The following is a 26,176-nucleotide window of genomic DNA, read 5'->3' as shown; positions in this document are numbered from 1 at the left end:
GGCGATTTCGCCGCTGCCTGTAGAGACGCGCCATGGCGAGTCTCTACAGGGCGGGCGAACGCCCGTGGCCGCGTTATTGAAGGTTATTCAGGGTAATGAAAGATATTTTGTCATTTGAGATCAGGTACGCTTTTTTGTTCTTTTCATCAATGGCCAAACCGGTCGCTTCGCCGGCGTTTTCAACTTTATATTGAACCATTAGCGCGCCCTGTTTATTTAAAACAACGATTCTGTCCGTGGCTTTGTCCAAGAAATAAATGAAGCCGGAGTCGGCGTCCGTGAAAATATCGACGGCATTTTCTATGGCGGGTTCAATCACTGAAGATGGGAAAGCCTGCAAATCTCCGCTTAAAAATTTATTGATTTTTCCCGAGGCGTCCAAAAGGTAGATGTTGCCGTCAATAGCCATGGATACGGCGCCGGAAATATCCGCCGCGTCGTTTATCCAAGCGGTAGCTTCGCCGAACGAGGTGCCGACGATATTTCGGACTTTGTAAATTTGATTTTTCGCCGGCGCGGCGAAATAAAGATGCCGGTTGTAAATTTGAAAATTGCGCCAAGCCGTATCCACGGGAATGCCCGTCTTCGCCAGTCCTCCGTCGCTGATTTTATATTGATAAAGTGATTGGTTGTCGAATAAAATAAATAGGGTATCCGCGTCAAATTGACGGACCATCAAAATGTTGCCTTGAATTTCCGTGTCTTTTTCGGTGATGATTTGGCCGCTGTCCGCGCTGATGAGATTGAATTTGTTTTCTCCGAACGCTATTATTTGATTGTTTTCAAGCAAGGAAATATTCGGATTCTGGAAGTTGAAACGATTGGCTTCGCCGAGCTGATTGGAGGAAATCGTTTCCAGTTTTATCAATTTGTCGGAGAGCGCGGAGTATTGGTTTTGCAATTTATTGAAAGTATCGTTTTGCTCGGGCTTTTCTTTGGGCAAGGCGGCCAGCAACTCCTTGGCTTTTATCAAGGCGTTCAGGCTTTTCTCATTGTCTCGGAATAAAAAGCTGGCTTCGGCTTGGTTGAGTTTGTCTTCAACGGCCTTGACTTGTTGGCTGTAGGCGGCGTCATTTTGGCCGGTTTGCCGGCGATGATAAATGAAAATTATACTGGTTGAAAAAATCACGATCAAGACGATTATGGGAATGACCACCAATTTTTTTGATTTTGGCCCCAGGTTGTCGATTGAGTCTTTTTGTTCCGTTGACTTATCTCTGTTTTTGAACAGCAATTTTGACAGTGATTTTAATTTGTTGAGCAGTTTGCGCCAGAGCTTATTGGACGCTCTGATTTCTTCAATAACCATGCCTTTTCGTTTGTTTCCCGGCAAGAACAGGCTTTTTATTCTTTGCCATAACGACTTCAAATGGCTTTTGATGTTTATACCGATGACCGGAGTGAGGAATTTTTCAGTATTTTGCTGAGTGGTAACCAGATTGCTGATTGATTTTTGTGAAGCGTGTTGCTGTTCCATCATTTGCAATTCTTCTTGCCTTAAAAAAATGGCGGAATAAGTCTGTGTGTGGCTTTGAGGTTTGCGATGCAAAAGTACTCTAAAATCTTCAATCACTTCTTTTAACGGCCTTTTGGCGGTCATCTGGCTGATTTTATCAGCTGAAAAGTATCGGGCGAAGCTCTCATTGGCCAAAATCATCGTATCCGGCAAAAAGATTTTTCCCGAAATAATGCTGGAGAAAATTTTCACTTTATTGTCTTTGGTTGTCGCGGTATTGGAAACAATGTCAATTATTTTATAATTGGACTTTTTGGTCTTGTGGATAAGGAAACTCTGGATATTGCCTCGATGGCTGAATAAAATATCAGAATCGATTTGTCCGGGTTTGATCACGGCCACCAAAAAATTGATATTTTCAAATATCAATTGAATTTGTCCGTTTTGGATCAATTGGACAACCTGTTCGTTGGTTTTTTGCAAGGCGTGCTCGAAAATGGTCTCCAAATTCAATTTTTGGGGTTCGGGAGAAGTGACCACTTGTCTATAATAATGGTCTTTAAGCGTGTTTATTATGGTTTTGGAGACTTTTTGAGCCTGTTCCGCCGGGGTGGCGAAAATTTCAATTATACCCAAAATATGGCCTCCGTAATTTTCTTTGCCGTCGGGAAAAACAACGAAATTCTCGCAATAATAATCCTCTCGGCTTTGCGAAGATGAAATAAATATTTCTTCTATGCGGAGGGCTTTTTGTTTGTCCATAGGGAAAATTGACGTCTAAAACGTACATGTATTATACTATAAGCAGAGAAATAATGGAAGAAGGGAAGAAAGGAATGAATATGTTTGAGCAACTTTTTGGTTCAAAAACCAGAGCGAAGTTAATTAAGCTTTTTATTGAGAATCCGGACAAGGCTTTTTATGTTCGTGAATTGACTCGTCTGACCGATTCCATGATCAATTCCATCCGGCGCGAACTTAAAATTTTAGAAGACATGAACATTGTTTTCGTGGACCGCGCCTTGATCGACAAAAATATCAAGGATATGAATTTGCCGGAGGGTTTGAATACCAAGAAATTTTACAAGTTGAATACTGACAATGTTTTTCACGAAGAACTGAAAATGATTTTTGAGAAAAATGACATGGTGGCGGAAAAAAATTTGGTCGATGAAGTTAAGGACATTGACAGCATTTATCTCGCGGTCTTGGTTGGGAAATTCATTAAAGATGATCCGTCTCCGACCGACGCGCTGATCGTTGCTTCAACCGGCCGTGAAAAAATAGAGCCGGTCATTGAAATACTGCAAGACCAATTGGCCGAGGAGATGAATTACACTATATTCACGCCTGATGAATACGCTTTGCGGCGAGATATCAATGATAGATTCCTTTATGCCATATTAAATAACGTCAAGAAAATCGTTCTCATAGATAAAACCGACCAAATAAAATAAAAATCAAAGTTATGAAAATAAAGGGCTTTTTTGCCATAGCATTGCTCGCTGTGGCTGGTTTTTTCTTCTGCGCCGGCTCTGTCGCCGCGTTTGAAAAAAAAGATTTGACCATAAAGATTTATGATCGGAATTTAAAATTGGTGTCCGAATTCGGCTTTTTGCCCGAGACATTCAACGGGGAAACCGATTTGGCCATTGGTGATGTGGACGGCGACAGCGAAGGAGAAGTCATTGTCTCTTTGAGCGATCGGGAAAATGATTCGAAAATACTCATTTACGAAAAGAACGGACAATTGGTTCGGGAATTTCGGCCGTTTGTCGAAGGCTATAATGGCCCGATTTATTTGGCGGCCGCGGATTTGGACAATAATAAATTGGATGAAATAATAGTCGGCGCGGGCAGCGGCGGCGGTCCGCAAATCAGAATTTTGGACCAGGAAGGCCATCCGAAATTCATCAATGACTTCTGGGCGGAAGACAAGGACAATTACAGAAACGGAGTAAGGGTCGGCGCCGGAGACATCAATCAAGACGGGTTGATCGAAATTATTACTTCCACTTTCACCGATAAAGCGAGATTTCAATTTTTCAATCGCTATGGCCAAAAAGTGCAGGAGGATATCGAACAAGACATTGATAATTTGTATGAGCCGCCTGTTGCGGTGTCCACTGATTTGGGCAATGACGGCGTCAATGAATTGGTGACCAATTACGGCTACGGGTTTGCTCCGGAATTGAATGTTTTAAGAAACGACGGTTCCAAGATCAATTCATTCATGGCTTATGATCCGGGCTTTGGCGGCGGAGTGGAAATGGTTTCAATAAAAGATGGCGAGCGCACGACCTTTGTCACGGCTGCGGGTTTAAGCGGAGGGCCGCACGTCAGGTTTTTGGATAATTTCGGCAATCCTGTCAAGGATTTGAGATTTTTCGTCTATCCGGATGATTATAAGGGTGGAGTCAATGTGGCAGTGGATCAAGAATCGAAGGATATTAATTACGTGTTCGCTCCGAAATTGATTTGGGATGAGAGTTCGAATGTTTTGCCGAAGCGTATTGAAGTGGATGTTTCCAAGCAAAAAATGTACATTTATGAATACAACAGATTGGTAAAAGAATTCTGGGTTTCCACCGGCACTTGGCAGCACCCGACCCCGCTCGGCGTGTTCAGCGTTTTTAAAAAACGAGAGAGCGTGCATATGCAATGGTTTTACGGCCCGGGCAGTCCTGACAATTATGATTTGCCCGGAGTGCCTTATGTGCTTTCTTTCAACGGTCCTTATACCATTCATGGCACTTATTGGCATCATAATTTCGGCCATCGCATGAGTCATGGTTGCGTGAATATGTATACGCCTGAAGCCAATTGGGTTTACAATTGGGCGCCGATGGGCACGCCGGTTATCGTTTATAATGGCAATAGAGATGCGGTTTTGAAATAATGGCTACAAAACTACCAAGCAGTTACGAATTACAATATTCCACTTAGCTTCCAAGCGGATGTTACGAATTACAATAGTCTAAAGCATATAGCTATAGATGAATGTAATTTGTAACAAATAACCTAAAAGCCAAATGGAGTTTTGTAATTTAGTAACAAATTATCGTTCCGATTAGTATTTATGAAAATAATAATCAGCACCGAATCTAATCAAAAATTCTCCATTGCCTTAGCCGACTCCAATCGGCTAATTGATTTTGTATTGGTTGAAAAGCCGTTCAGGCAGTCGGAGCTGGTTTTGAAAACGATTGATAAGCTTTTGAAAAAGCATAAAGCCGGAAAAAGAAATTTAAAAGAAATGATCGTTGTGTCAGGCCCGGGAGACTTTTCTGCGGTTCGAATCGGAATTTCCATTGCCAATGCTTTGGGCTACGCGTGGAATTTGCCGGTGAAAGGAATTGAGCTTGAAAAAAAATACAAAACCGAAAAAAGCAAATTGGCTGATGTTTTGAAATTGAGCGAAAAGGTCAAAGCCGGGAAAATGGCCAAGCCGGTTTATAACGCTGAGCCGAATATTACTGCGGCCAAGAAATAGGGAATAAATATGGAAACCACAAAAATCGCATTGTTTAAAGGCAAAAAGATTAGAAAAACCATCCATAATAATGAATGGTGGTTTGTGATCAATGATGTAATTCAAGCATTGACCGATTCAAATGACCCTCCTCAGTATTTTAAAAGAATGAAACAGCGCGATGAAGAATTGGCAAAATTGACCGATCAGGGAGGGGTACAATTTGTACCACCCCTTATGCTGGAAGTAGAAACTGCTGGCGGTAAGCAAAAAATGTATTGCTGGAATACGGAAGGGATATTTAGATTAATTCAATCAATTCCATCCTCAAAAGCGGAACCCTTCAAAAGATGGCTAGCAAAAGTTGGCTATGAGCGAGTGCAAGAGATTGAAAATCCGGAATTGGCGACCAAGCGCACTAGATTATTGTATAAGCTTAAAGGCTATCCTGATGATTGGATTGAAAAGCGGATGCGCGGCATTGCTATTCGAGAGGAATTGACTGACGAATGGCAAAATAGAGGCGCGCGCGAGCAAAAAGATTATGAAATTTTGACCGCTGAAATATCCAAAGCCACTTTTGGCATTACGCCAAACGAATATAAAGAACTCAAAGGATTGCAACGGGAAAATTTGCGCGACCACATGGACGATTTTGAACTGATTTTTACCATGCTGGGCGAAAGAGCGACAACTGAAATACACCGGACGGAAAATTCAAAAGGTCTGAAAAAATTAAAATCAGACGCCAAATCAGGGGGAGACATCGCCGGCGGGGCCAGAAAGAAGCTGGAAAAGCGCTTGGGCAAAGCGATTGTTTCGCCAAAGAATCATTTATCCACAAAAAAGGGGATAAGTGTCCTGAAAAATGAGAAATAAAAGATAAAAAATAAAAAAGTTGAAATTTGTTTTTATCCACAGTTGGCGAGGATCTTGAAAAATGCTTAATAATAAAGCATTTTTTTGTTTATTCACAGGTGTGGGATAGTGGTTGATACGATGGTGAATGTGGGCTATAATGGTTGTAGTGGAAATATTAGTGGGGAAAAGTGGGGAAAATCCGGCGGGGAGTTGATGGTAAAATATCGGCTTTCCGCCGGGTTCACTTAAATTCAGTTACGAGATGTACGAGAAATGTTACGAATTACAATCATCCCGTTGGCTTTCAGGTTATTTGTTACTAATTACAATCTTCTTAGGCATAAAGCTATAAGTGAATGTACTTCGTAACAATATCAATGAGGAGCTATTTAGTTAATGTAATTCGTAACGATGATTCATGATATATGTTCATAGGCGAATATCAACACAGTTTGGATCAAAAAGACAGGCTGGCAGTGCCGGTTAAGTTTAGGGCGAAATTAAAAGAAGGAGCCGTGGTGACTCGAGGTTTGGACAATTGTTTGTTTCTGTACCCGAAATCGGAATGGAAAAAGTTGGCTGACAAATTAGCCACATTGCCGATCAGCAAATCAAACACCAGAGCGTTCAGCCGCTTCATGCTTTCAGGAGCCATGGACGCTGACGTTGATAAACAGGGCAGAATAAAAATTCCGGATTATTTGAAAAAATTCGCCGGCTTGAAAAAGAACGTGGTGGTGGCCGGACTTTTGAACAGATTGGAACTTTGGGACAAAGAAGTTTGGAATAAATATAAATTAACCACGGAAAAAGCCAGCGTTAATATCGCCGAGGAGTTGGAGAATCTTGATGTATAATCCGACACGAATTATGCGAATTAAATGCGAATGCCGCGAATGAAGGAAGCTAATGTTCGTATAATTCGTGTGAGATTCGCGTCATTCGCATCGCTTATGGCTATTCACAAACCGGTATTGCTAAAGGAGGTTATTGAACTGCTTGATCCTCGGAAAAATCAGAATTTTGTCGATTGCACTTTGGGCGCCGGCGGACATGCCGCGGCTATTTTGGAAAAAACAAAACCGAAAGGAAAAGTTTTGGCGATTGACTGGGATGAAAAAGCCATTGAGGCCGCCAAGATCAATTTGAAGAAATACTCGTCGAGATTGATTCCGGTAAATGACAATTACGCGAATTTGGAAAATATAATAGAAGAAAACGATTTTCACGATATTGACGGCATCTTGCTTGACCTGGGATTGTCTTCCGATCAATTGGCGAGCTCGGGCAGGGGATTCGCTTTTCAAAAAGACGAGCCTCTGGACATGCGATTTAACGCGGAGAATCGGGTGACCGCGGAAAAGATAGTGAACGGCTGGGACGCGGAGGAATTGAAAAAAATATTTTGGCAATTCGGCGAAGAATCCAAGGCTCCGAGAATAGTCGCCGAAATACTCAAATACAGAAAAGACAAGGAAATAAAAACAACCGGACAACTGGTCGAAATAATCAAGAAGGCCAAGGGTCGCGGTCAAAGCAGAATCCATCCGGCCACCAAAGTTTTTCAGGCCTTGCGCATCGCGGTCAATCATGAGCTGGAAAACATTGAAAAAACTCTGGAGCTGGTGATTTCGCTCATGAAGCCCGGATCGAAAATAGTCGTAATCAGTTTTCATTCTCTCGAAGACCGGATCGTTAAACATTTTTTTCAAAAAGAAAGCAAAGACTGCGTTTGCCCGCCGCAAATTCCTATTTGCCAGTGCGAGCATAAAGCCACCTTGAAAATTTTGACGAAAAAGCCGATTGTCGCTTCAGGAGAAGAGATCTTGGAAAATCCTCGCTCCAGATCGGCCAAGTTAAGAGCGGTAGAGATAAAATAAAGTTCAAAAACAAAAATAAAAAATAAAATTGATCCATGATTCCCTCCTTCGCTAAACCTGCCGGTAGGCAGGGCTACGGAGGGCAAGCATGCAAAACTTATGTCCCCATTTTATAAATTTCGAAAATCCGCGACTGCGTCAAAACGTCCGGAAATCAAAAAAACGCGTTTTAATTTTAACAATAAATCATCATTGTTGGTCAAGGTTTTGGTTATAATAATATTAGCCGGCTCGGTCTTTTTGTACCTGCTGCAAATAAACAGTCTGGCGACCAAAGGATTCCAAATTCAAGAGCTTGAAAGCAAAGTCGCCAAGTACGATGAAGAAAACAAAAAATTGAGTCTGGACGCGGTCAGATTGAGATCAATGGCGGAATTGAGCGAGAAAGTCCAAAATCTGGACATGGTGCCGATTACCGATTTCGCTTATATCGTGGATACGGGCACGGGCGTGGCCAAACGCTAAATCAAATTTCATTGGGCCGGAATTTCCCGGCCTTTTATGTTTTGTGGTATAATTCATGTGTCACGTATCATGTATCATGGAGCATGAAGCATTGTTATGAAGTACATTAACTTATAGCTTTATGCCTAAGAAGATTGTAATTAGTAACAAATAACCTAAAAGCCAACGGGATGATTGTAATTCGTAACCATTCGTAATTTTTAAATAAAAACAAAGGCTAGCTTAATAGCCGTAACATTAGTAATTTATGTTAAATCAAAATTCTATTGAAACACCTCCCGCAACGCCATCAAAGATTTCATACTCGATGCTTGTGGTGGGAGTTTTAGTGGTAGTCCTTTTAATCGCCGGAGGAATCTACATGTGGTATTCTCTGCAAGCCCCGATTCAGCAATTAGCGGAAAATCAAAAAATCTTGAGCGATAAGCTCGACAAATTGACTTATGAAGCCTCTCAAGCGGTCGTCGCCGAGGAACAAGCGGAGGTCGTGCCGGAAATAAAAAATAATGCCTATATTGACGCTAATTTGGGGTTCTCATTTCAATATCCGAAAAATTGGAAAATGACCAAGAATTCTTATTCCACGGAAGGCGGTTTATGGCTTCAGCTGGAAGATAGCTCAGTGCCGGCGGTAAATCCTTTTTCAAAAAATCTTTCTCTCATTGTTTTAGTCGATAACCCGGGAATTGGATTTGAGTATTTATCGGAAATACAGAGCGAGGCGGATATCACAGTTGACGGCGTAAGCGCCAAGAGGAATTTATTCAGCGGCACTTATGACGGAAATAAACTTGAGGCATATAGTTTAAAGTTTACGAAAGACGGTCACGTCTATATGTTTTTATACCAGGTGGATGCGAGCAAATGGGATTCATATAAGAATTTGTTTAATCAGATGGTTGAAACCATTAAATTCATTGACTAATAAGAGCTTGAAACCGGCGCGAATTATTTGTTGCCGGTTTTTAATTTTAAATGATTTTTATGCACATAAATTTATTACAAATATGAGGGTTTATGTTATAATTTATTCATAAACAATAAAAATTAAACAGTTATGCCGAGAAAAACAAAAAAACAAACAAAAAAATCCATGCTGCCGTGCTACATCATGATAATCACGGCGATCATCGTGGCCGCGATTTTGTGCGTGGGCGGAGCGTATTTGTGGTATTACACCGCAGTGGTTAATCCGATTCAGAAACTGGCGGAGAATCAAATTACATTAAGCGAAAAAATTGAGAAGATGACGCCGCTGGCGACGGAGGAGGCAGTAATCGGAGAAGTAATTAAAGAAGAAGAATTTGCCGAGGAAGAAGAGAATGAGATAAAAGACGCGTCGAAAATCGAAACAGGAAGGGCTGACGGATTGAATTTAAGCAACAAGGGCGATATGACTTTTTATACGGCTGATTTGGATAAAAGCGAATTTTTTTTCAGAGGTAAAATCACCGTGACTGGCAACTATACATATTATAAGCCGGGAGAGGATATGTTAGGCGGACGTGATGGAAATGTTTGCTTTGATAATATTAAACAAACAGATATTGGTAAATTTCCAAAATTCGCGAATGACGATAGAAATATTTGGTTTTGTTTTACAAATCAAGAGCTGGCCAAAAAGCTTTTCGGACCAGCGGGCAGCAGAGGCGAGGCGACTATCGAGATTGATAATTACATGATAAATTTGCGACAAACAGAGGTATACAATACAGCTGAGTTAGTTAAAGTGATCGAAATAAAATAAATATTTGTAATTATATGGAAAAACAAACACCCAAACCCTCATTCGGCGGCTTTGCGGTCGCGGCCGCGCTGATCAGTACCATTTTTTTGGTCTGCCTCTTTTTGTATTGGCAAAACAACAAGCTGGCCGAATTGAAAAACGAAGTGACCGCGTCTCAAAAACAAATCGAGGATAAATTGGCCAATATCAACGCGGGCGACAAAGAAGCTCCGGCGACGGTTGAAAAAGCGCCCGAGGCGGTTGACCTTACCGCGGATTGGACGGCTTTCGATGATAATGGAGTGGAATTCAAATATCCGGACGAGTTTTTTTATCAAGATCCCAAAGTCGTCAGTATTGCGGCCAAAGATCAGGATTTTCCCAATAAATGCCCGAACATCGATCAAGCCGTTGAAAAGGCCACGGGCTATGCCATTGAAAAATCGATGGCTCCGGGAGTTCCCACCTCTTATTATTGGGATAACGCGCTCGGCGAGAAAATCACCATTGCCAAAAAGCCTTTCTGCGTTTATCGGCACATTGAAGGCGCGGCCGGCTCGACTTATGTCGATTATTATTACGCGACGGAAAATGTCGGACAATTTTTGATCGCGAATTTTAGTGTCAAATACCCAAATTGCGGCGTTTATGGAACCGAGGGCGATAAAGATTACGACGCGTGCGTTTATGAAAACGAAACGGATAAACCTGAAACATTGAAAGAAATTTTGGCGACATTTAAAATAAGCTGATATGAAAAAAATAATTCTGATCATCGCCAGCGTCGTCATTGTCGCGGGCGGAGGATTTCTGGTTTATTACTTGTGGTCCTACATCGCCGATAACGACCTTGATTTATTCGAAAAAATGAAAATCGAGGGCAAAATATCCGATTTTGACGAATGCGCTGACGCGGGCTACGCGATTATGGAAAGCTATCCTCGTCAATGTAGAACGGAAGACGGCAGACTTTTTGTCGAAGAAATAAATGAAGATGACAATAATTTGAACGCAGTGGGGAACAACGCGGGGCTGGCCAATCCGGCGTCGGTTTATTGCGAAGACAATGGCGGCAAATTGGAAATCAGAACTTTGGCCAACGGTCAGGCCGGTTTTTGTTTGTTTGATGACAATTCAGAGTGCTCGGAATGGGAATATTTCAGGGGCGAATGCGCGCCCGGAGATAATTTTTGCAAAGATACCTGCGGCGACGGGGAGTGCCAGGAAGTCGTTTGCGAGAGTTTGGATTGCGCTTGCGCGGAAACGTCAAAGAGTTGTTCCATAGACTGCAAATAGTTACGAATTACATTTACATATGATTACCGACCACCTGGGCGGTTTTTTGTTCCCCTGATGTTTTAAATATGCTAAAATTTATACGGTTCTTTCAAAAAAAACAAAGGAAGGGAAAGATATCATGCAAATAGCGCTGATCGAGCCTCGTTCGCCCGGACTTAACGTGTTCAAGAAGTTCGTTTTGCCGAGACTCGGCCTGCCGATCTTGGCGGCCATTTTGCGAGACATGGGACACACGGTCAAAGTCTTCTGTGAAGATCTGGCTAGGATCAACTGGTCGTACGTGGACGCTTGCGATTTGGTGGGGATCTCCACCATTACTTGCACGGCCGAGCGGGCGTACGAAATCGCTCGGAAAATCAAGGACGAAAATCCTAACAAACCCGTGATCATGGGTGGACCGCATGTGACGTTCCTGCCGCACGAGGCGTTGGAGAACGGGGTGGATATCGTGGTTCGCGGCGAAGGCGAAATTGTCATCGTCGAGATCATCGAATGGCTGGAAAATCGGCGCGCCTTGGACGAGATCAGCGGTATTTCATACAAAGTCGCGGGCAAGCGCATCGATAATCCGAATCGCGAGCGAGACCAAGATATATTCGACCACATCCCTTTCCCGGCGCTTGATCTCATCGAAGGTTTGGATCGCCTGCGCTTCATTCCCATTCAGACATCTCGCGGCTGTCACAAACGGTGCGAGTTTTGCTCAGTCACTCCCATGTTCGGCCGCAAGCTGCGTTGCGCGAGCGTCGAGTCGGTGGTGGCCGAAGTGGAAAGACTTATCACTCTGCTGCCCGGACGTTCGATATTTTTCTATGATGACAATTTTGTCGGCAAACCGAAGCGCACCAAGGAACTGCTTCGGTCGCTGATCGAGATGAGAAAACGAACGGGCGCCGGCTTCAACTGGTTCGCTCAGGTGACCGTAAATTCCGCCAAGGATATTGAGCTGATGGCTTTGATGCGCGACGCGGGCTGCAATCAGGTCTATGTCGGCATTGAATCCGTCAATCCGGAAACTCTGAAAGAGTGGAAAAAAGACCAAACCGTCGAGGAAATCAGAAATTCGATCAAAGTGTTCCACAAGCATGGCATTGCCGTGCACGGCATGTTTATTCTCGGCGGAGATCATGACGACCTGAAGACGATCAAGGACACGGTCAGATTCGCCATTAACATGAGGATCGACACTGTGATGTTTTCGATCTTGACGCCATTGCCCGGCGCTGAAACGTACCAAAAGCTCGAAGAGGCAGGCAGACTGCTCTCCAGATCGTGGCGTTACTACGATTCTCATCACGTCGTGTTCGAACCGGCTAAGATCCCCGCCTGGCAGCTGCAAAAAGCGGTTATGCTCCAAGCCATGCCTCGGTTCTATTCATGGGGCAGGGTGATCAAGCGGGCGCTGTTGAGCCTCTTGCCGCCATACGGCAGGAAAAGTCAGCGCTTGCGCAATTTCTTTCTCACCATTTACGGACATCTGAGTCTGCGCAAATTCCGCAGACAGAAAGAGGAACGCAAATTCTTCAGATGGTTGAAAGAACTTCCGGCCAGGTTGAAAAGAAAAAAGGACGAGGAAACATCCGCGAGCTGAGCATCAAATGCTTGGCTTTTTAAATTGATTTTGTCGCCTGAAAATGATATGGTTGAATAAAGTTATAAAAAAAGAAATGTATGGGACTAATCGGCGATTTCATGGACGCTGATCATGAATTTCTCGATAAATTGTGGTTGGAATTTTTGAAAGAAGATGTTGAGAATGACAATGCGTCCGTTTTATTTAAGCGATTTCAAAAATACATCTCAATGCATATTTCGCTTGAAGATAACTTTTTATTTCCACGCTTTGACGAGCATTTCGGTTTCGAAAATGAAACGGGCCCGACAACCGTGGCTCATCGAGATCACGGGAATATAATAAAATTGATGGACATGATAAAAGAGAATTTTTTAAATGATGATGTTGAAAATAGCAAAGTCAACGGCCGCCATCTGCATGAAGCGCTGGAAAAGCATCGCCGAAGGGAACTGGAAATTCAATATAAATTGTTGGATGATTTTATTTCTTCGAAAGAATGGCGCGAAGCGCTGATGAAATTCTACGGGAAGGAAACGCCGCGAGAATAAAATTTTCGTATTGACAAAGAAAATAAATCTGGTAATATATACAATTGTCGGCAATTATGCCTCTGGAGGAATGCAGATGACGCAAAATCGTCAGATCGTGGTCAAGGGAAAACCATGGTGGCGGTCCGATAAAGCGCTGTTGGCGGTCGTGATTTTGTCCGGGTGGATTCTGTGCCGCCACTGCGAGAACCAGATGAAGGCGGCTGATCATTTGCCGTCAAGGCGCGATTCCCCTCAATTGCTTCTTCGGGACATCGAAGATCTGGAAGTACGCTTGGCCGACGAAAGGGAACTTCGTCTCCAGTCCCAAGAAGATTTGGTTGACTTGAGACGTTGCGTTGAGGACTGCGTGTTTTTCGGGGAGGACTGTTTGTCCTGTTTGTAACCCATTTTTCGAGCCGCGGATCACTTCTGGCGGCTTTTAAATTTGATGCGGACGCGTCAGGATGTTAAAATATGATTGATTATGCCTTATTTAAATATCGCCGACCGAAAAATATTTTTCAAATTGAAACGAAACCGTTTGTCCAGACGGTTGAAAATTATAATATCGCAAGAGGCCGAGGTTACGGTGGTGGCTCCGACTCGTTTGAGCGAAAAAGCCATTTTTGATTTCGTAGAAAAAAATTCGTCTTTTGTGGCGGAAAAAATCAGTTTGATTGAAAGAAACGCGATCCCAGCGGAAATGAGCGAATTCGGCCAGACAAATTTTGACGCCTGCAAATTCAGAGCGAAGAAAATAATTGATAAAAAACTTTTGGCGGTCAATGACGTTTACAATTTCAAATACAAACAAGTCAGCGTTAAAAACGCGAAGTCAAGGTGGGGGAGCTGTTCGTCCGACGGCAATTTGTGTTTTAATTACCGAATTTTATTTCTGCCGGACGAATTGGCCGAATACATTGTCGCGCATGAGTTGTGTCATTTGAAAGAAATGAATCATTCGCGAAATTTTTGGAATTTGGTGGCCGTGGCTTCGCCGGATTACAAAAAATGCAGAGAGACATTGAAAAGAATAACTTTTAAGCGATTAAACAGTGAACGGACAATGTGATAAAAACATTGAAACAAATAGCCGAATTAAAAAAATCCCCGGTTAAAAAAGTGATTGACCGAAGGATTTTGGAATTTAAAAAAGCGGGCAAAGGATCAAGCGATGAAATTTTCAAAGAGCTGTGCTTTTGCCTGCTGACCGCCAATTCCACCGCGCAAAGATGCCTTGAAGTTCAGGCCAAAGTAGGCGACGGATTTTTGAATTTGTCCGAGAACAAATTGCAAAAAGTTTTACAACGATGCGGCGCTAGATTTCATACCAAACGGGCGAATTACATTGCTTTGGCGCAAAAGCGCAAAAATGAATTGGAAAAGTTGATGAAAAAATTAAGTGAATCGGAATTGCGGGATTGGCTGGTGGAAAACATCAAAGGCTTAGGCTGGAAAGAGGCCAGTCATTTTTTGCGAAATATCGGCTATAAAGATTCAGCCATTATCGATTTTCACATCATTGATATTTTGGAAAAAGAAAAGTTGATCAAGCGGCCGAAAACATTAAACGAAAAAAATTATCTTCAAATGGAAAAGGTTTTGAGAAAAGTGGGGGAGCGAGCCGGCTTGAATCTGGCAGAGCTGGATTTGTATTTATGGTATTTGGAGACGGGGACGGTGCTGAAGTGACGATTGTTCCATTGTCTCATTGCTCCATTGTTTTAGCGCGTCAATCATTTTGCAAAATTTAAAAAAAATCGACCGCCAAAGGAGGTGCCCTTGGCGGTCTGGTTGAAAAGGAGAAACAAACTAGCAGTTAAAGCCGAGGATTTTCCCGTCCATATAGAGGACGGATTCCCTGTGCCTGTTCTGCCAGCAGCCCTCCTTACGGCCGTTTTCGTACCGGCCGCTGGTGGTCACGAGCCCCTCATTGTTGAGGTACTCGACGTACCCATTCCCGCCAGCATCTACGAACGTGGCTGGCGAGTCGGGCAGGTACGCTCCTACCAATCTGCCGTGGTCGTACTCCAGAGCTTCCCAGAGACGACCGTCGGGGAAAAAGCTGGCACACTCGCCATCTTGGAGCCCGACGAGGTAGTTGCAGTATCCGCCCAAACTTCCACTGGGGTAATACCACTCCGTGATGCCGTTTTCCATCCCTCGGGTGAACGGCCAAATGACCTCCACCTGGCCGTCCGCGTAGTAGCGGGTCTCGAAGCCGTCCTGCTCTCCCTTGGAGTTGTAGTCGCTCTTGCGGATCTCGGCGACGTTGCCATCACGGTCGTAGTTCATGAAGGTGTGCTGTCCGACAGCTTTGTCGTCGAGCGCCTGCCCTTCTCGTGAGAGTCGTCCATGCTCCCACTCCTTGAAGGGACCCTGCTGGACAAAGTAACTGTCCGAGCAGAATTGAGCCATGAACGTGCTGGAATTCAGCTCCAGTAGGAACGTGCCTTGCGGGCATTCCGCTTCGAGCCGGCTCATGGGGTTTGGGTTGTACATCGTTTTTTCCGGCTGCGGCGCCTGCCAACAGCCGACCAGAACCAGCGCCAACATGGCGCACATCCACTGCTTCATCTCGTGCCTCCTTAGGCCATTCAGGCCTGTCGTTGTTTAGAAAACTAATAACATTATATCACAAAATCAATAAAAAGTCAAGGATTGCTTTATTTTTTAGCTAAATTTAGTTGAATTTTTCCACCTGTATATGGAGACGGGGACGGTTTTGAAATAATATTGTTACGAATTACAATCTGCTGGATAGCTTTCAAGCGGTTGTTACGAATTACAAGATTCCATTTGGCTTCCAATCTGTTGTTGCAAATTATATTTACTTATAGCTTTAATCTTGAGAATATTGTAATACGTAACAGATAACCTAAAAGTTTAATAGAGGAATGTAATTCGTAACGTATTTTAAAAGCCCGGCTAATGAACCAGGCTTACATGTCGAAGATGGAATTTGGGTCGAACTCCGTCCTCGGAGGCGGCTTTGCGTCCTTGATATCGATCTCCTCCAAGGCGATCAGATCAGCCAGTTGGCCGTTGTTCACGTTGACGAGAAATGCGCGCCAAGGCACTTTGAGGCCTTGATAAGCGCGATAGCGGGAGAAGACGCTCGAGGCGAATCTGACCCGCTGCAACGTCCAGAGTCTGCTTCCGGGCAGCTCATAGTCGTTGGTCAAAAGGTAGCTGCCGTCCTCGAATTTCGCTTCGGACAACAGCCTCTGGACTCCTCCTGAGATTTCTTTCTCGGAAGGAGTGTACTGAACGGTTACACCATTTTGGTGAGCCGAACAGCCGGACACCAGGGCGCACGCGAGCATCAGAACGATGAGCTGTTTCATTGCTTTCCTCCTTGGAGTGGAACCGGAGCTACCAGCTCCTGCCGTCCCAATTGTCAACCGTAGCCTCATCTTTCATCGCCTGAGCTGTCCATGACAGTCCCAGCACTGGCGCGCCGTTCTCCTCGAGCGTCAGGAAGACGCGGCCGTCTTTGTCTTGACCCTGCATCTTCTCGACCAGAATCCGGCCATCAGGCAATGTGTATTTCTGGAGAGGCATGGGTCGCCGGCCTTTTTCACCGCCAAGCTTGACGTCGATGTACTCTCCGCTCAACTCTCTTTTTCCGTCCTTGATGAGAGTTTCCGCCAGCGGATGCAGAATCAGGCTCATGGAGTTCCTCCTTGTTTTTGATCGTTTATCGCTTTGTCCATTGATTGTCTGTCCCAAAGCGAGTCCCGAAGAGTCGTTCCTTGTGGCGTTTTCAGGCAGAGAAAGACAAAAGTCAAATTGCGCTCATGCCTGACCGCCTGCACGTCTTCCTCCAGATACGTGCCGTCCGCGAAGGGATAGTAGCTTAGCGGCATAAAGAAATCCTCGAGCACAAAGCTGTAAAGCGGATTGGCATTCGCTTGATGAAGGTTGCATTCCAGCTTGCCGACAAATCCGCTTTCCTCCCTGATACGCAGAGTGTCCGGCGCGGCCACGTTTAGTTTGGCGTATGCCGCGAGGATTTGAATCAGTTTCCCGGCCTTCCAGGTGAGGCCGCAAATGACGACTGCTCTTTTCATTGTACAGCCTCCTTTCCAAGGTTGGCCATATAATTTATCCTAAATTTCAGGGTTTGTCAATGCTCTTAAAGTGTGTTATAATAATCTAACTATGATTTTTAAAAAGATTAATCAAAAAGGCAAAATCAGGCTGACTGAGCTGGAAACCGAACATGGCAAAATTTCCGGTCCTTTTTTTATGCCCATCGCCACCAAAGGAGCTCTCAAGCATCTGACATATGAGGATTTGACCGAATTGCAGGCCCAAATTATTTTGTCGAACACTTATCATTTATTGCTGAAGCCCGGCCAAGAAATAATGCAAAATTTCGGCGGATTGCATAAAATGATGAAATGGGACAAACCTATTTTAACGGACAGCGGCGGCTTTCAAGTTTTTTCATTGGCGAAAATAAGAAAGTTGTCCGAAAAAGGAGTGGAATTTTCTTCTCATATCGACGGTTCGAAAATAATGATGACTCCTGAAAAATCCATTGAAATGCAAATGACGCTCGGCTCGGATATTATGATGGTTCTGGACGTTTGCACCGAATTGCCGGCCACGAAAAAGAAACTTGAAGAAGCGTTGGAATTGACTTATGAATGGGCGAAAAGATGTAAAGTTTTTTACCAAAAAGCTCAGCCGGCTAAAGCCGTGCAGAAATCTTCGCTTTTTGGTATTATCCAAGGAGGCACGGATAAAGAATTTCGTTTAAAAAGCATCGAGCAAATAACTTCTCTTGATTTCGACGGTTATGCCATCGGCGGCTTGGCCGTGGGCGAAAGCGCCAAGGAAATGTATGAAACGCTGGATTTCGTTTGTCCGAAATTGCCCGAAGACAAGCCCAGATATTTGATGGGCGTGGGCAAGCCGGAAAATATCGTTGAAGCGGTCAAGCGCGGAATTGACATGTTCGATTGCGTGATCCCGACTCGCGAAGCGCGGCATGGACGATTGTATTTATTCAAAGAGAATATTGATTTCGCGGAATTGTTGAATTCTTCAAAAACCGCGGATAATAATTTTTACTACGCTTTGAATATAAAAAGCGAGCCGTTCAAAGAAGACTTTTCTCCGATCAATCCGGACAGCAAGTTTGAAGTTTTGAGAAATTATTCGAAAGCGTACTTGCGGCATTTGTTCGACGTCGAAGAACCCATGGCTTCGCGATTGGCCACGTTGAACAATTTGGAATTTTATTTGGGATTGATGAAGAAAATAAGAGAATCAATTATTTAAAATAAAAAACGGCGCCCGAAGGCGTCGTTTTTTATTATCTCACGCGGTTTGATCAGCGGAGGTTGTTTTATTGGATTTTTTCATCATACTTTTCAATCTTTGAAAAAACGCTATTATTTTTTTGAACATATAAAGATTATTTATTGATTGAATTATATCAAAATTAAAGAAAATCGGCAAAAATCGAATATGAGTCGTAAGGGCGGACATATTGAATTTTTTTCGTTTTTTGCTAAAATGTAATAAACATATGATACCTGACAGATGGGAAGACATTAAATTCCAAATAAGCAAGAATTTCGAGGTTTTGGCTTCGGGCAATGAGGAATTGGAAGACACTCCCGGCGGCAAGTTCGAATTCGTGGAATTTAACGGCCCCATGGGCAAGATGAGGTTTGAATTTATCACCAAACCAAAGGTAATCGGCAAAAAAACTCATTATTCGAACAGGATCGGCGGGGAAGTCAAGGTGGATTATGAATATTCTCCGGATGAAAAGGTGAATGAGTTCATCGTTTATCGTTATGATGATGAAAAAGACGAATGGGTTGAAACCACGTTTGATATGTAAATGAAGATTTGAGAGGGGAAGTGTTACGAATTACAATTTTCTTAAGCATAAAGCTATAAGTGAATGTAATTTGTAACAAATAACCTAGAAGCTAAATAGATTCTTGTAATTCGTAACAATTTTACTAATATAAATACGCAAAAAAGTATGAAAAAACTATCGATTCTTTTCGCCATCGCGATAATGGTGTTGACCATGTCCGCTGGTTGTGGAAAAAAATTGGCTCCCGACGACGTGTTGGACAACATGATCAAATCTTCGATCGAAGACGTCAAAACTTATCGGTTCGACGGCGTTTTAACGGCGAAAACAACCACGCCTGATCCGAGCGGAGCGGGAGTGGAAACCACTTTTAAAATAGACATGACCGGAGCTTATGACGGCACGGACAAGCAGGCCCCCAAAATTGACGCGGCCTTGACCGGAAATATCGAGGTGCAGGGTTTGAGCATGAATGTGGCCGGGGACGCTCGTTTGCTTGATGACAAAACTTATTTTCGATTGCGCGAATTGCCCGCGCTGATTCCTTTGGGCATAGAGACAAACCAATGGTTTTACACGAATATAGACAAGACTTCGACAGAAGCCGGTGTCAGCTCTTTGAGTCTGGATCATATGGCCACCATTCAAAAACTCATGCAAGAGTATCGGATATTCAGGATTACCGAAGATTTGGGCTCGGCGGAGGTGAACGGAGTGAAAACCTATCATTATAAGACGAAAATGGACAGAGACGAATTCAAAGCCTTTATGGAAGCTCTGGCCAAACAGCAGGGGCAAGAATTTACGGATAAAGACAGAGATGATTTGGATCAGGTCGCCGATAATCTGGACAATATGAATATGGAAATGTGGATCGGCCAAAAAGATTTCTTTCTCTATAAATTGACAATGAGCGTGCCCTTCAAGTCCGACACGGAAGTCGTGGATCTCAGCGTTGAAATGACCATGAAGGATTATAATTCGAACGTTCAAATCACCGCGCCGGAAGGAGCTCTCGAGTACGTTTCCGAAGGTCTTGGAATATTCAACGATTTTAAATAATAACCGTAAAAATTTATGTATTTAGTTTATCTTTTAATCTTTGTTGTCTTTATCATTTTGACCAGCTTGCGCCAGATCAATCAATACGAGAGAGGCGTGAAATTCACCATGGGCAGATACACAGGCATCATTAATCCCGGTTGGAGAATCATTTGGCCGATTTTTCAATCAATGCGAAAAGTCGATATGCGCATCAAGGCGGTTGACGTGCCGGAACAAAAGGCCATTACCAAAGACAATGTGTCAGTGGGCGTGAATGCGGTTATTTATTGGAAAGTGTCTTCTTCTGAAAAAGCGATATTGGAAGTTGAGAACTTTTTTTGGGCAGTGTCGCAATTGGCGCAGACCACTATGAGAAACGTGGTCGGCGAAGTGACTTTGGACGAATTGCTCAGCTCTCGCGAGATGATTTCTCAAAGAATTAAGGATATCGTTGACAAGGCCACGGACGCTTGGGGCGTAAAAGTTGATAATGTTGAGTTAAAAGACATTGTTTTGCCGGAGAATATGGAAAGGACGATAGCCAAGCAAGCCGAAGCCGAGAGAGAAAGGCGCGCGGTAATTATCACGGCCGAAGGCGAGAGGATGGCCGCGGAAAATATTTCCAAAGCCGCGGCAGTTCTGAGCGCCGTTCCGGGAGCCCTGCATCTTAGAACTTTGCAGACGATAAACGATGTGTCTTCGGATCAATCCAACACCATAATTTTCGTCACTCCTGTCGAGGTTTTGCACGCGCTTGAAGGGTTTGCGAAGAAAAGCGATCATCAGCAACAGTAAAATCAGATACAAAAAGGGAAGCGAGGCGCTTCTCTTTTGTGTTTCATCAAGGTTGGTCTCCTATGGGAAATATTTTAACTTTTTTCCTGTTTTAATAATTTCTTGAGCGAATTTTTTTATTACCGCCGGACCATTCCTAATCTTATCTTATTATCCAGTCTTTTTTGCTGTTCAGGAGTAAGAGTGATCTTCTCCGGATAAGCAAGGATCACTTGGGGATTTTTTTCGAGCAGATTATCACCAAGTATTAGTTTTTGTTCCTCGGAAAGGGTGAATTTTTCTAAATTGAAGACAAGCTCCGCGGGAGCATGTTTGATTAAGCTGTCAACAAGGTTATTTTTCTGCTCATCGGAGAAAGATAATTCTTCTAAATGCTTGACGGCCGTGGTAGGATCGCGCTTGACTAGGCTATTCAGAAATTCGTTTTTTTGCTCCTCGGAAAGGGTGAGTTTATCTAAATTGGAGACAAGCGTCGTGGGGTTATGTTTAATTAAACTATCAACAAGGTTTTTCTTTTGCTCCTCGGAAAGAGTGAATGTTCCTAAGCGGCCGACAAGTTCCTCGGGAGCAAGTTTGATTAAGCTATTAACGAGGTTGTTTGTTTGCTCCCCTGAAAGACCGGATGTTCCCAAGCTGATGAGAAGCTCCTTGGGATTATGTTCTATTAGTTTATCAGCAAGTTTGTTTTTTTGTTCCTCGGAAAGGGTAAATTGTCTTAAGTTATGGGTTAGCGCCCCAGGAGCATGTTCGAGTAGTTTATTAGCAATATCATTTCGCTCCTCCTGTGTAGGGTTTGATTTTAATAAATAGGACCTAATCCCGCCGGGATCATGTTTTATTAAGTTGTCAACAAGGTTGTTTCTCTGTTCTTCGGAAAGGGTGAAGTTTCCTATTTTTTCGGCAAGACTGCCGGGATTTTTTATGATTAGTTTTTCGACAAGGTTGTTTTTCTGTTCTTCGGAAAGGGTGAGTTTGTCTAAATCAGAGAGAAGCTCCGTGGGCCTATCTACGATTAATCTATCAATAAGGTTGTTCTTTTGCTCCTCGGAAAGAGTGAAGTTTTCTAAATAGCTCAAAAGTATGCCGGGATTTTCTTCTGTTAGTTTTTCAGCGAGGTTGTTTTTCTGTTCATCGGAAAGGGTGAGTTTGTTTAAATTGGAGAGAAGCTCCGTGGGATTAGCTTCGATTAAGCTATCAACAAGGTTGTTTTTCTGTTCCTCGGAAAGGGTGAAATTTCCCAAAGAGAACAAAAGTGCCCTGGGACTTTGTTTGGTTAGCTTGTCAACAAGATTATTTTGCTGTTCTGGGGAAAGAGTGACGCTTTCAAAAAAATCATAAAGGTTCGACATGGGATTATATTTTAACAAAAGCTCGCTGGGATCATGTTCTATTAGACTATCAACGAGGCTTTTTTTCTGCTCTTCGGAAAGAGTGTGTTTTTCTAAATTATTGACAATCTCCGTGGGATTTTGCTTGATTAGGTCATCAACAAGATTATTTTCCTTCTCTCCCTCTGGCAATATTTCCACGCCTAAGCTGTCTTTTGCTCCTTCCGCCTCCTTAACCCATCCGTCCAGTTCATCCTTAATATCCTCATCCACCGCCTCGCCCTCAGCCATTTTTTCAGCCAAAGGCAAGCCGCCAGATTGGAACTCTTCAACCGCCGTTCCCGCTCTTTCCATAAGTCCCTCAGGATTTTTTTCGACCGCTTCCGGAGTCGCCAAACTCTCTTTTTCCGTTGTTTCGCTTGGATGTTCTTTCAGTGTCATATTATTTAAGTTTAATTTCTCTTTTAATTTCCTGTTGAATCTTTCTAATTTGTCGATCAGCTAATCGCTGGCTGAATTTATTTAACGTTTCCAGCTGCTTTTTCCTAAGCTCACTTATTCTCTTCTGAAATTCTTGCCATGCTTTGTTTGTTTTATTTTTAGCCATATGTAGTATTTATTCAATGGTTTTATTATATCAAAATGCCATAATGTCCGCAACTTTGAAAAATGCAAAATTTGTGGTATTTTATATCTATAAGTTTTTAGTTTGTGAGAAAAATTTTTAATGCGGGCAACAATAAAAAAAACAGAAATGACGGTCAGAAAAACGACCGCCGAATTTTAATTTTAAAATATTTTTTTATTGTTTTCGCGTTGCTTATTTCCATTCGTTTATTTAAAATCCAGGTGCTGGATCATCAATATTATTACGCTTTGGCTTCGGATCAGCATGAAATATTCAAACAATTGTATCCGACGCGTGGAGATATTTTGATCAGGGAAGACACGACAGGAGTTTTTGACAAAATGGAATATTATCCTTTGGCCACCAACAAGGATTTGACCTTGGTTTTCGCCAAACCTTATGAGATCGAAGATCCCCAGGCCGTCTTGGGCGGGTTAAAGGAAGTTTTTCACATTGATGATGAAGCGCTGGAAGCGGATTTGTTGAGCAAATTGGGAAAAGACAATGATCCTTACGAGCCGGTTTGGCATCGCGCGGAAGATGAGACCGTCGCCAAACTGAAGGAAATGAATTTGCCGGGTATTTATTTTGCCGCGGAAAAAACCAGATATTATCCGGAAAAAAATATCGGCAGTCATGTTTTGGGTTTTGTCAGCCACTCGGACATGACCGGAAATTACGGTTTGGAAGGCGGGTACAATGATGTATTGGCGGGCAAATCGGGTTTTTTGCAATCGGAATTGGACAGTTTGGGGCGATGGATTTCAGTGGCCGGAAAAAAATTCGAGCAAGCCGAGGATGGCGCCGATATTGTTTTGACCATTGATAAATCAATAGAATTTTTCGCGTGCGATGTTTTGGACAGGGCGGTTGAGGAATATTCGGCCAAAAGCGGTAGTCTTATCGTTATGGATCCATATACCGGCAGAATCATCGCCATGTGCGGGGCTCCGGATTTCGATCCTAATAACTACAATAAAGTCGAGGATATTGACATCTTTAATAATGGGGCGGTTTCGATAGGTTACGAACCCGGTTCCATTTTCAAACCAATCACCATGGCCGCGGCCATTGATGCGGGACGAATTGATCCGTACACGACCTACGATGACCCCGGTGAAGAAAGAATAGATGATTTTACCATTAAGAATTCGGACGGTTTGGCGCATGGCATAAAAAACATGACCAATGTGCTGGAAGAGTCTTTGAATACGGGCGCCATTTTCGCGGCTCGCCAAATCGGCCTCGGAGTATTCAGGAATTACATGGAGAATTTCGGTTTCGGCAGTCCGACGGGTATGGAATTGGGACCGGAATCTTCGGGTGACATCAGCTCTTTGAAAAAGTCCGGAGAAATATATATGGCGACCGCTTCCTTCGGTCAGGGCATCATGACCACTCCGATTCAGCTGATCGCCGCTTACGCGGCTTTGGTCAATGGCGGTTCATTGGTCAAACCTTATATTATCGATGAAATAAAATACAGCGATGGCTCGAATAAAGTGACCGAGCCGAAGGTGGTGCGCAAAGTGATTTCCGATCGCACTTCCGCTTTGCTTAAAGGCATGCTTGTTTCCGTCGTTAAAAACGGACACGCTGAGGTCGCCGGTGTGCCCGGTTATATTGTCGGAGGAAAAACCGGCACCGCGCAGGTGGCGGACAAAGTCAGCGGAGGATATGGCGAGGAGACTATCCATTCTTTCGCGGGATTCGCGCCGCTGGAAAATCCCAGGTTCGTGATGATCGTGAAAATAGATCGACCCCAGCGCGCCTATGCCGTTTCCACGGCCGCGCCGACATTTGGCAAAATATCCAAGTTTATACTAGAATATTACGGTGTGCCGCCTACGGAATAAATTCCAAAAAATAAATACCAAATAACAAATAAATTCGAAATTACAATGTTCCAATTTTCAAACATTGGAATTTGGGACATTGAATATTGTTTAGGATTTAGGTATTAGAATTTAGGATTTTATAAAAATTATGATGAATATTTTAAGAAAATTATTGGCCTTTTTTGCGAAAAGGATATTAAAGCGTTATAAGCCCAAAGTCGTGGGTATCACCGGCAGTATCGGCAAAACTTCCAGCAAGGAAGCGGCTTTTATCGTTTTAAAGAAAAAATTCAGAGTCAGAAGAAATATCAAAAATTATAATAATGAATTCGGCGTGCCGCTGACGATTATCGGCGCTGAGAGCGGCGGCAAATCGATCTGGGGTTGGTTCAATGTCTTTGCCAAAGCCGGGAAGCTGTGGCTCGGTTCAAAGGATAAGAAATATCCGGATGTTTTGATTTTGGAAATGGGAGCGGATAAACCGGGGGATATAAAATATTTGATCAATATCGCGCCACCGGATATCGCGGTGGTGACGAAAGTCAGTCCTGTGCATATTGAGTCTTTCGGGACGATTGATAAAATTACCAAGGAAAAAGGAGATTTGGTCAGGTATTTGCCGCCGACCAGCGCGGCCATTTTGAATTTTGATGATGACAAGGTGAGGGAAATGAGCAAAATCACCAAAGCCAAAATATTAAGTTACGGATATTCGGAGGATTGCGATATGTCCGTAATCGGCGCGGCCGTTTCTTCGGAAAACAATAAAGCCAGAGGGCTCAGCTTCAAATTATCTTATCAAGGTTCGGCCATTCCCATGTTTTTGCCAGGAGTGATCGGCAAACATCAGTTGTACGCGGCTTTGGCCGGGGCGGCCGCTGGCGCGGTTATGGGCATGAATATGGTTGATATCGGCCAAGCCTTGAAGAAGTTTTCATCGCCCAGAGGCCGGATGAATATCATTGAAGGAATTAACGCCAGCACCATTATCGATGACAGTTACAATTCTTCTCCGGACGCGGCCATGGCCGCGTTGGAAGCTGTGGGCAAAGTGCCGCGAGAGGGCAGGCTCTTGGCCGCCTTGGGCGATATGCTCGAGCTCGGCGAATTGGCCGATGAAGCTCATCAAAATTTGGGAATTAAAGCAGCGAAATTGGGTTATAAAAAAATATACGCGGTGGGTAAACACAACAAACAAATTTTGAAAGGAGCCATGCGCGGAGGCGTGAGTTTGGAAAATATCAAATTGTTCGGCAATTCCGCCGACGCGGCGAAATATATCGCGAATGAGATTGAAAGCGACGACGTTATTTTAATCAAAGGTTCGCAAGCGACGCGCATGGAAAAAGTCGTTAAAGCGATTATGGCGCATCCGGAAAGAGCGCCACAGCTTCTTATCAGGCAAAATAAAGAGTGGCTTGTGTCTTGATGTG

29 protein-coding genes are annotated in these 26,176 nt (G+C 43.5%); 22 read left to right on the top strand and 7 right to left on the bottom strand.

Annotation, left to right across the window (positions count from 1 at the left end):
• Positions 1-73: 73 nt before the first annotated feature.
• The gene (locus tag VMX18_01125) at positions 74-2,218 is read right to left on the bottom strand and encodes a hypothetical protein (protein HUT21991.1); all 2,145 of its coding nucleotides are present in this window, start codon (positions 2,216-2,218) and stop codon (positions 74-76) included.
• Between the two features lie 80 nt (positions 2,219-2,298).
• Between VMX18_01125 and VMX18_01120 the strand changes: the two genes are divergently transcribed.
• The 16 genes from VMX18_01120 (at position 2,299) to VMX18_01045 (ending at position 14,957) form a co-directional block, all read left to right on the top strand.
• Positions 2,299-2,913 (top strand): hypothetical protein, encoded by a 615-nt coding sequence (locus tag VMX18_01120; GenBank protein HUT21990.1) that lies wholly within the window; start codon positions 2,299-2,301, stop codon positions 2,911-2,913.
• Positions 2,914-2,924: 11 nt separating this feature from the next.
• Positions 2,925-4,355 (top strand): L,D-transpeptidase, encoded by a 1,431-nt coding sequence (locus VMX18_01115; GenBank protein ID HUT21989.1) that lies wholly within the window; start codon positions 2,925-2,927, stop codon positions 4,353-4,355.
• A 180-nt stretch (positions 4,356-4,535) separates the two neighbouring features.
• A complete protein-coding gene (locus VMX18_01110; protein HUT21988.1) occupies positions 4,536-4,949 on the top strand; it encodes a hypothetical protein in 414 nt (137 codons plus the stop codon).
• Positions 4,950-4,958: 9 nt separating this feature from the next.
• Positions 4,959-5,807: a Bro-N domain-containing protein gene (locus VMX18_01105; GenBank protein ID HUT21987.1), complete on the top strand. Its 849-nt coding sequence runs from the start codon at positions 4,959-4,961 to the stop codon at positions 5,805-5,807.
• Positions 5,808-6,214: 407 nt separating this feature from the next.
• A complete protein-coding gene (mraZ, locus tag VMX18_01100; protein HUT21986.1) occupies positions 6,215-6,646 on the top strand; it encodes a division/cell wall cluster transcriptional repressor MraZ in 432 nt (143 codons plus the stop codon).
• 96 nt (positions 6,647-6,742) lie between these two features.
• Positions 6,743-7,669, top strand: coding sequence for a 16S rRNA (cytosine(1402)-N(4))-methyltransferase RsmH (gene rsmH, locus VMX18_01095; protein HUT21985.1), 927 nt, complete (start codon positions 6,743-6,745; stop codon positions 7,667-7,669).
• 99 nt (positions 7,670-7,768) lie between these two features.
• Positions 7,769-8,134, top strand: a complete 366-nt coding sequence (locus VMX18_01090) for a hypothetical protein (protein HUT21984.1) — start codon at positions 7,769-7,771, stop codon at positions 8,132-8,134.
• A 247-nt stretch (positions 8,135-8,381) separates the two neighbouring features.
• Positions 8,382-9,059, top strand: coding sequence for a PsbP-related protein (locus VMX18_01085; protein ID HUT21983.1), 678 nt, complete (start codon positions 8,382-8,384; stop codon positions 9,057-9,059).
• Between the two features lie 132 nt (positions 9,060-9,191).
• The gene (locus VMX18_01080; GenBank protein HUT21982.1) at positions 9,192-9,881 is read left to right on the top strand and encodes a hypothetical protein; all 690 of its coding nucleotides are present in this window, start codon (positions 9,192-9,194) and stop codon (positions 9,879-9,881) included.
• Positions 9,882-9,895: 14 nt separating this feature from the next.
• Positions 9,896-10,612 (top strand): hypothetical protein, encoded by a 717-nt coding sequence (locus tag VMX18_01075; protein ID HUT21981.1) that lies wholly within the window; start codon positions 9,896-9,898, stop codon positions 10,610-10,612.
• Between the two features lies 1 nt (position 10,613).
• Positions 10,614-11,156, top strand: coding sequence for a DUF333 domain-containing protein (locus VMX18_01070; GenBank protein HUT21980.1), 543 nt, complete (start codon positions 10,614-10,616; stop codon positions 11,154-11,156).
• Between the two features lie 121 nt (positions 11,157-11,277).
• The gene (locus tag VMX18_01065; protein HUT21979.1) at positions 11,278-12,750 is read left to right on the top strand and encodes a radical SAM protein; all 1,473 of its coding nucleotides are present in this window, start codon (positions 11,278-11,280) and stop codon (positions 12,748-12,750) included.
• 80 nt (positions 12,751-12,830) lie between these two features.
• Entirely contained in the window at positions 12,831-13,283 is a 453-nt protein-coding gene (locus VMX18_01060) for a hemerythrin domain-containing protein (protein HUT21978.1), read from the top strand.
• 76 nt (positions 13,284-13,359) lie between these two features.
• Positions 13,360-13,668, top strand: coding sequence for a hypothetical protein (locus VMX18_01055; GenBank protein ID HUT21977.1), 309 nt, complete (start codon positions 13,360-13,362; stop codon positions 13,666-13,668).
• A gap of 81 nt (positions 13,669-13,749) precedes the next feature.
• On the top strand, positions 13,750-14,337 hold the full coding sequence (locus VMX18_01050) for a M48 family metallopeptidase (protein ID HUT21976.1): 588 nt from the start codon (positions 13,750-13,752) through the stop codon (positions 14,335-14,337).
• The gene (locus VMX18_01045; protein ID HUT21975.1) at positions 14,334-14,957 is read left to right on the top strand and encodes an N-glycosylase/DNA lyase; all 624 of its coding nucleotides are present in this window, start codon (positions 14,334-14,336) and stop codon (positions 14,955-14,957) included. The genes VMX18_01050 and VMX18_01045 overlap by 4 nt, the downstream gene beginning before the upstream one ends.
• A gap of 120 nt (positions 14,958-15,077) precedes the next feature.
• Here VMX18_01045 and VMX18_01040 read toward each other — a convergent pair whose 3' ends face one another.
• From VMX18_01040 to VMX18_01025, 4 genes are all read right to left on the bottom strand, one after another.
• Positions 15,078-15,842 (bottom strand): hypothetical protein, encoded by a 765-nt coding sequence (locus tag VMX18_01040; GenBank protein ID HUT21974.1) that lies wholly within the window; start codon positions 15,840-15,842, stop codon positions 15,078-15,080.
• 365 nt (positions 15,843-16,207) lie between these two features.
• The gene (locus VMX18_01035) at positions 16,208-16,612 is read right to left on the bottom strand and encodes a hypothetical protein (protein HUT21973.1); all 405 of its coding nucleotides are present in this window, start codon (positions 16,610-16,612) and stop codon (positions 16,208-16,210) included.
• Positions 16,613-16,640: 28 nt separating this feature from the next.
• Complete coding sequence (locus VMX18_01030; protein HUT21972.1) at positions 16,641-16,940, bottom strand: hypothetical protein; 300 nt, start codon at positions 16,938-16,940, stop codon at positions 16,641-16,643.
• A complete protein-coding gene (locus tag VMX18_01025) occupies positions 16,937-17,338 on the bottom strand; it encodes a hypothetical protein (GenBank protein HUT21971.1) in 402 nt (133 codons plus the stop codon). The genes VMX18_01030 and VMX18_01025 overlap by 4 nt, the downstream gene beginning before the upstream one ends.
• Positions 17,339-17,429: 91 nt before the next feature.
• On the opposite strand from VMX18_01025, the gene tgt reads away from it, so the two are divergent.
• The 4 genes from tgt to VMX18_01005 all read left to right on the top strand — a co-directional run bounded on the left by tgt (position 17,430) and on the right by VMX18_01005 (position 20,949).
• On the top strand, positions 17,430-18,557 hold the full coding sequence (gene tgt / locus VMX18_01020) for a tRNA guanosine(34) transglycosylase Tgt (GenBank protein ID HUT21970.1): 1,128 nt from the start codon (positions 17,430-17,432) through the stop codon (positions 18,555-18,557).
• A 250-nt stretch (positions 18,558-18,807) separates the two neighbouring features.
• Entirely contained in the window at positions 18,808-19,128 is a 321-nt protein-coding gene (locus VMX18_01015) for a hypothetical protein (protein ID HUT21969.1), read from the top strand.
• Between the two features lie 147 nt (positions 19,129-19,275).
• Positions 19,276-20,172 (top strand): hypothetical protein, encoded by an 897-nt coding sequence (locus tag VMX18_01010; protein HUT21968.1) that lies wholly within the window; start codon positions 19,276-19,278, stop codon positions 20,170-20,172.
• Positions 20,173-20,187: 15 nt separating this feature from the next.
• Entirely contained in the window at positions 20,188-20,949 is a 762-nt protein-coding gene (locus VMX18_01005) for a slipin family protein (GenBank protein ID HUT21967.1), read from the top strand.
• A 119-nt stretch (positions 20,950-21,068) separates the two neighbouring features.
• Here the strand turns inward: VMX18_01005 and VMX18_01000 are convergent, their stop codons facing one another.
• Complete coding sequence (locus VMX18_01000) at positions 21,069-22,718, bottom strand: hypothetical protein (protein HUT21966.1); 1,650 nt, start codon at positions 22,716-22,718, stop codon at positions 21,069-21,071.
• Position 22,719: 1 nt separating this feature from the next.
• Positions 22,720-22,884: a hypothetical protein gene (locus VMX18_00995; protein HUT21965.1), complete on the bottom strand. Its 165-nt coding sequence runs from the start codon at positions 22,882-22,884 to the stop codon at positions 22,720-22,722.
• Positions 22,885-22,988: 104 nt separating this feature from the next.
• Between VMX18_00995 and VMX18_00990 the strand changes: the two genes are divergently transcribed.
• Entirely contained in the window at positions 22,989-24,761 is a 1,773-nt protein-coding gene (locus VMX18_00990) for a penicillin-binding protein 2 (GenBank protein HUT21964.1), read from the top strand.
• 130 nt (positions 24,762-24,891) lie between these two features.
• The gene (locus VMX18_00985) at positions 24,892-26,172 is read left to right on the top strand and encodes a Mur ligase family protein (protein ID HUT21963.1); all 1,281 of its coding nucleotides are present in this window, start codon (positions 24,892-24,894) and stop codon (positions 26,170-26,172) included.
• Positions 26,173-26,176 lie beyond the last annotated feature (4 nt).

The organism is Candidatus Bipolaricaulota bacterium, assembly GCA_035528115.1.
Taxonomy (GTDB): Bacteria; Patescibacteriota; Patescibacteriia; order UBA11705; family DATKZF01; genus DATKZF01.
Note: the sequence above shows the minus strand (reverse complement) of the source record. Positions and strands in the feature narration are given on the sequence as shown.

Excerpts from the sequence above, each read along its gene's own strand:
- VMX18_01010 (HUT21968.1), top strand. The coding sequence starts at position 19,276 with ATGAAAAAACTATCGATTCTTTTCGCCATCGCGATAATGGTGTTGACC.
- VMX18_01000 (HUT21966.1), bottom strand. The coding sequence starts at position 22,718 with ATGACACTGAAAGAACATCCAAGCGAAACAACGGAAAAAGAGAGTTTG.
- VMX18_01110 (HUT21988.1), top strand. The coding sequence starts at position 4,536 with ATGAAAATAATAATCAGCACCGAATCTAATCAAAAATTCTCCATTGCC.
- VMX18_01120 (HUT21990.1), top strand. The coding sequence starts at position 2,299 with ATGTTTGAGCAACTTTTTGGTTCAAAAACCAGAGCGAAGTTAATTAAG.
- VMX18_01030 (HUT21972.1), bottom strand. The coding sequence starts at position 16,940 with ATGAGCCTGATTCTGCATCCGCTGGCGGAAACTCTCATCAAGGACGGA.
- VMX18_01125 (HUT21991.1), bottom strand. The coding sequence starts at position 2,218 with ATGGACAAACAAAAAGCCCTCCGCATAGAAGAAATATTTATTTCATCT.
- VMX18_01085 (HUT21983.1), top strand. The coding sequence starts at position 8,382 with ATGTTAAATCAAAATTCTATTGAAACACCTCCCGCAACGCCATCAAAG.
- VMX18_01115 (HUT21989.1), top strand. The coding sequence starts at position 2,925 with ATGAAAATAAAGGGCTTTTTTGCCATAGCATTGCTCGCTGTGGCTGGT.
- VMX18_01015 (HUT21969.1), top strand. The coding sequence starts at position 18,808 with ATGATACCTGACAGATGGGAAGACATTAAATTCCAAATAAGCAAGAAT.
- VMX18_01035 (HUT21973.1), bottom strand. The coding sequence starts at position 16,612 with ATGAAACAGCTCATCGTTCTGATGCTCGCGTGCGCCCTGGTGTCCGGC.
- tgt (HUT21970.1), top strand. The coding sequence starts at position 17,430 with ATGATTTTTAAAAAGATTAATCAAAAAGGCAAAATCAGGCTGACTGAG.
- VMX18_01050 (HUT21976.1), top strand. The coding sequence starts at position 13,750 with ATGCCTTATTTAAATATCGCCGACCGAAAAATATTTTTCAAATTGAAA.
- mraZ (HUT21986.1), top strand. The coding sequence starts at position 6,215 with ATGTTCATAGGCGAATATCAACACAGTTTGGATCAAAAAGACAGGCTG.
- VMX18_00985 (HUT21963.1), top strand. The coding sequence starts at position 24,892 with ATGATGAATATTTTAAGAAAATTATTGGCCTTTTTTGCGAAAAGGATA.
- VMX18_01025 (HUT21971.1), bottom strand. The coding sequence starts at position 17,338 with ATGAAAAGAGCAGTCGTCATTTGCGGCCTCACCTGGAAGGCCGGGAAA.
- VMX18_01005 (HUT21967.1), top strand. The coding sequence starts at position 20,188 with ATGTATTTAGTTTATCTTTTAATCTTTGTTGTCTTTATCATTTTGACC.
- rsmH (HUT21985.1), top strand. The coding sequence starts at position 6,743 with ATGGCTATTCACAAACCGGTATTGCTAAAGGAGGTTATTGAACTGCTT.
- VMX18_01080 (HUT21982.1), top strand. The coding sequence starts at position 9,192 with ATGCCGAGAAAAACAAAAAAACAAACAAAAAAATCCATGCTGCCGTGC.
- VMX18_01075 (HUT21981.1), top strand. The coding sequence starts at position 9,896 with ATGGAAAAACAAACACCCAAACCCTCATTCGGCGGCTTTGCGGTCGCG.
- VMX18_01105 (HUT21987.1), top strand. The coding sequence starts at position 4,959 with ATGGAAACCACAAAAATCGCATTGTTTAAAGGCAAAAAGATTAGAAAA.
- VMX18_00995 (HUT21965.1), bottom strand. The coding sequence starts at position 22,884 with ATGGCTAAAAATAAAACAAACAAAGCATGGCAAGAATTTCAGAAGAGA.
- VMX18_01070 (HUT21980.1), top strand. The coding sequence starts at position 10,614 with ATGAAAAAAATAATTCTGATCATCGCCAGCGTCGTCATTGTCGCGGGC.
- VMX18_01060 (HUT21978.1), top strand. The coding sequence starts at position 12,831 with ATGGGACTAATCGGCGATTTCATGGACGCTGATCATGAATTTCTCGAT.
- VMX18_01090 (HUT21984.1), top strand. The coding sequence starts at position 7,769 with ATGTCCCCATTTTATAAATTTCGAAAATCCGCGACTGCGTCAAAACGT.
- VMX18_01040 (HUT21974.1), bottom strand. The coding sequence starts at position 15,842 with ATGAAGCAGTGGATGTGCGCCATGTTGGCGCTGGTTCTGGTCGGCTGT.
- VMX18_01055 (HUT21977.1), top strand. The coding sequence starts at position 13,360 with ATGACGCAAAATCGTCAGATCGTGGTCAAGGGAAAACCATGGTGGCGG.
- VMX18_01065 (HUT21979.1), top strand. The coding sequence starts at position 11,278 with ATGCAAATAGCGCTGATCGAGCCTCGTTCGCCCGGACTTAACGTGTTC.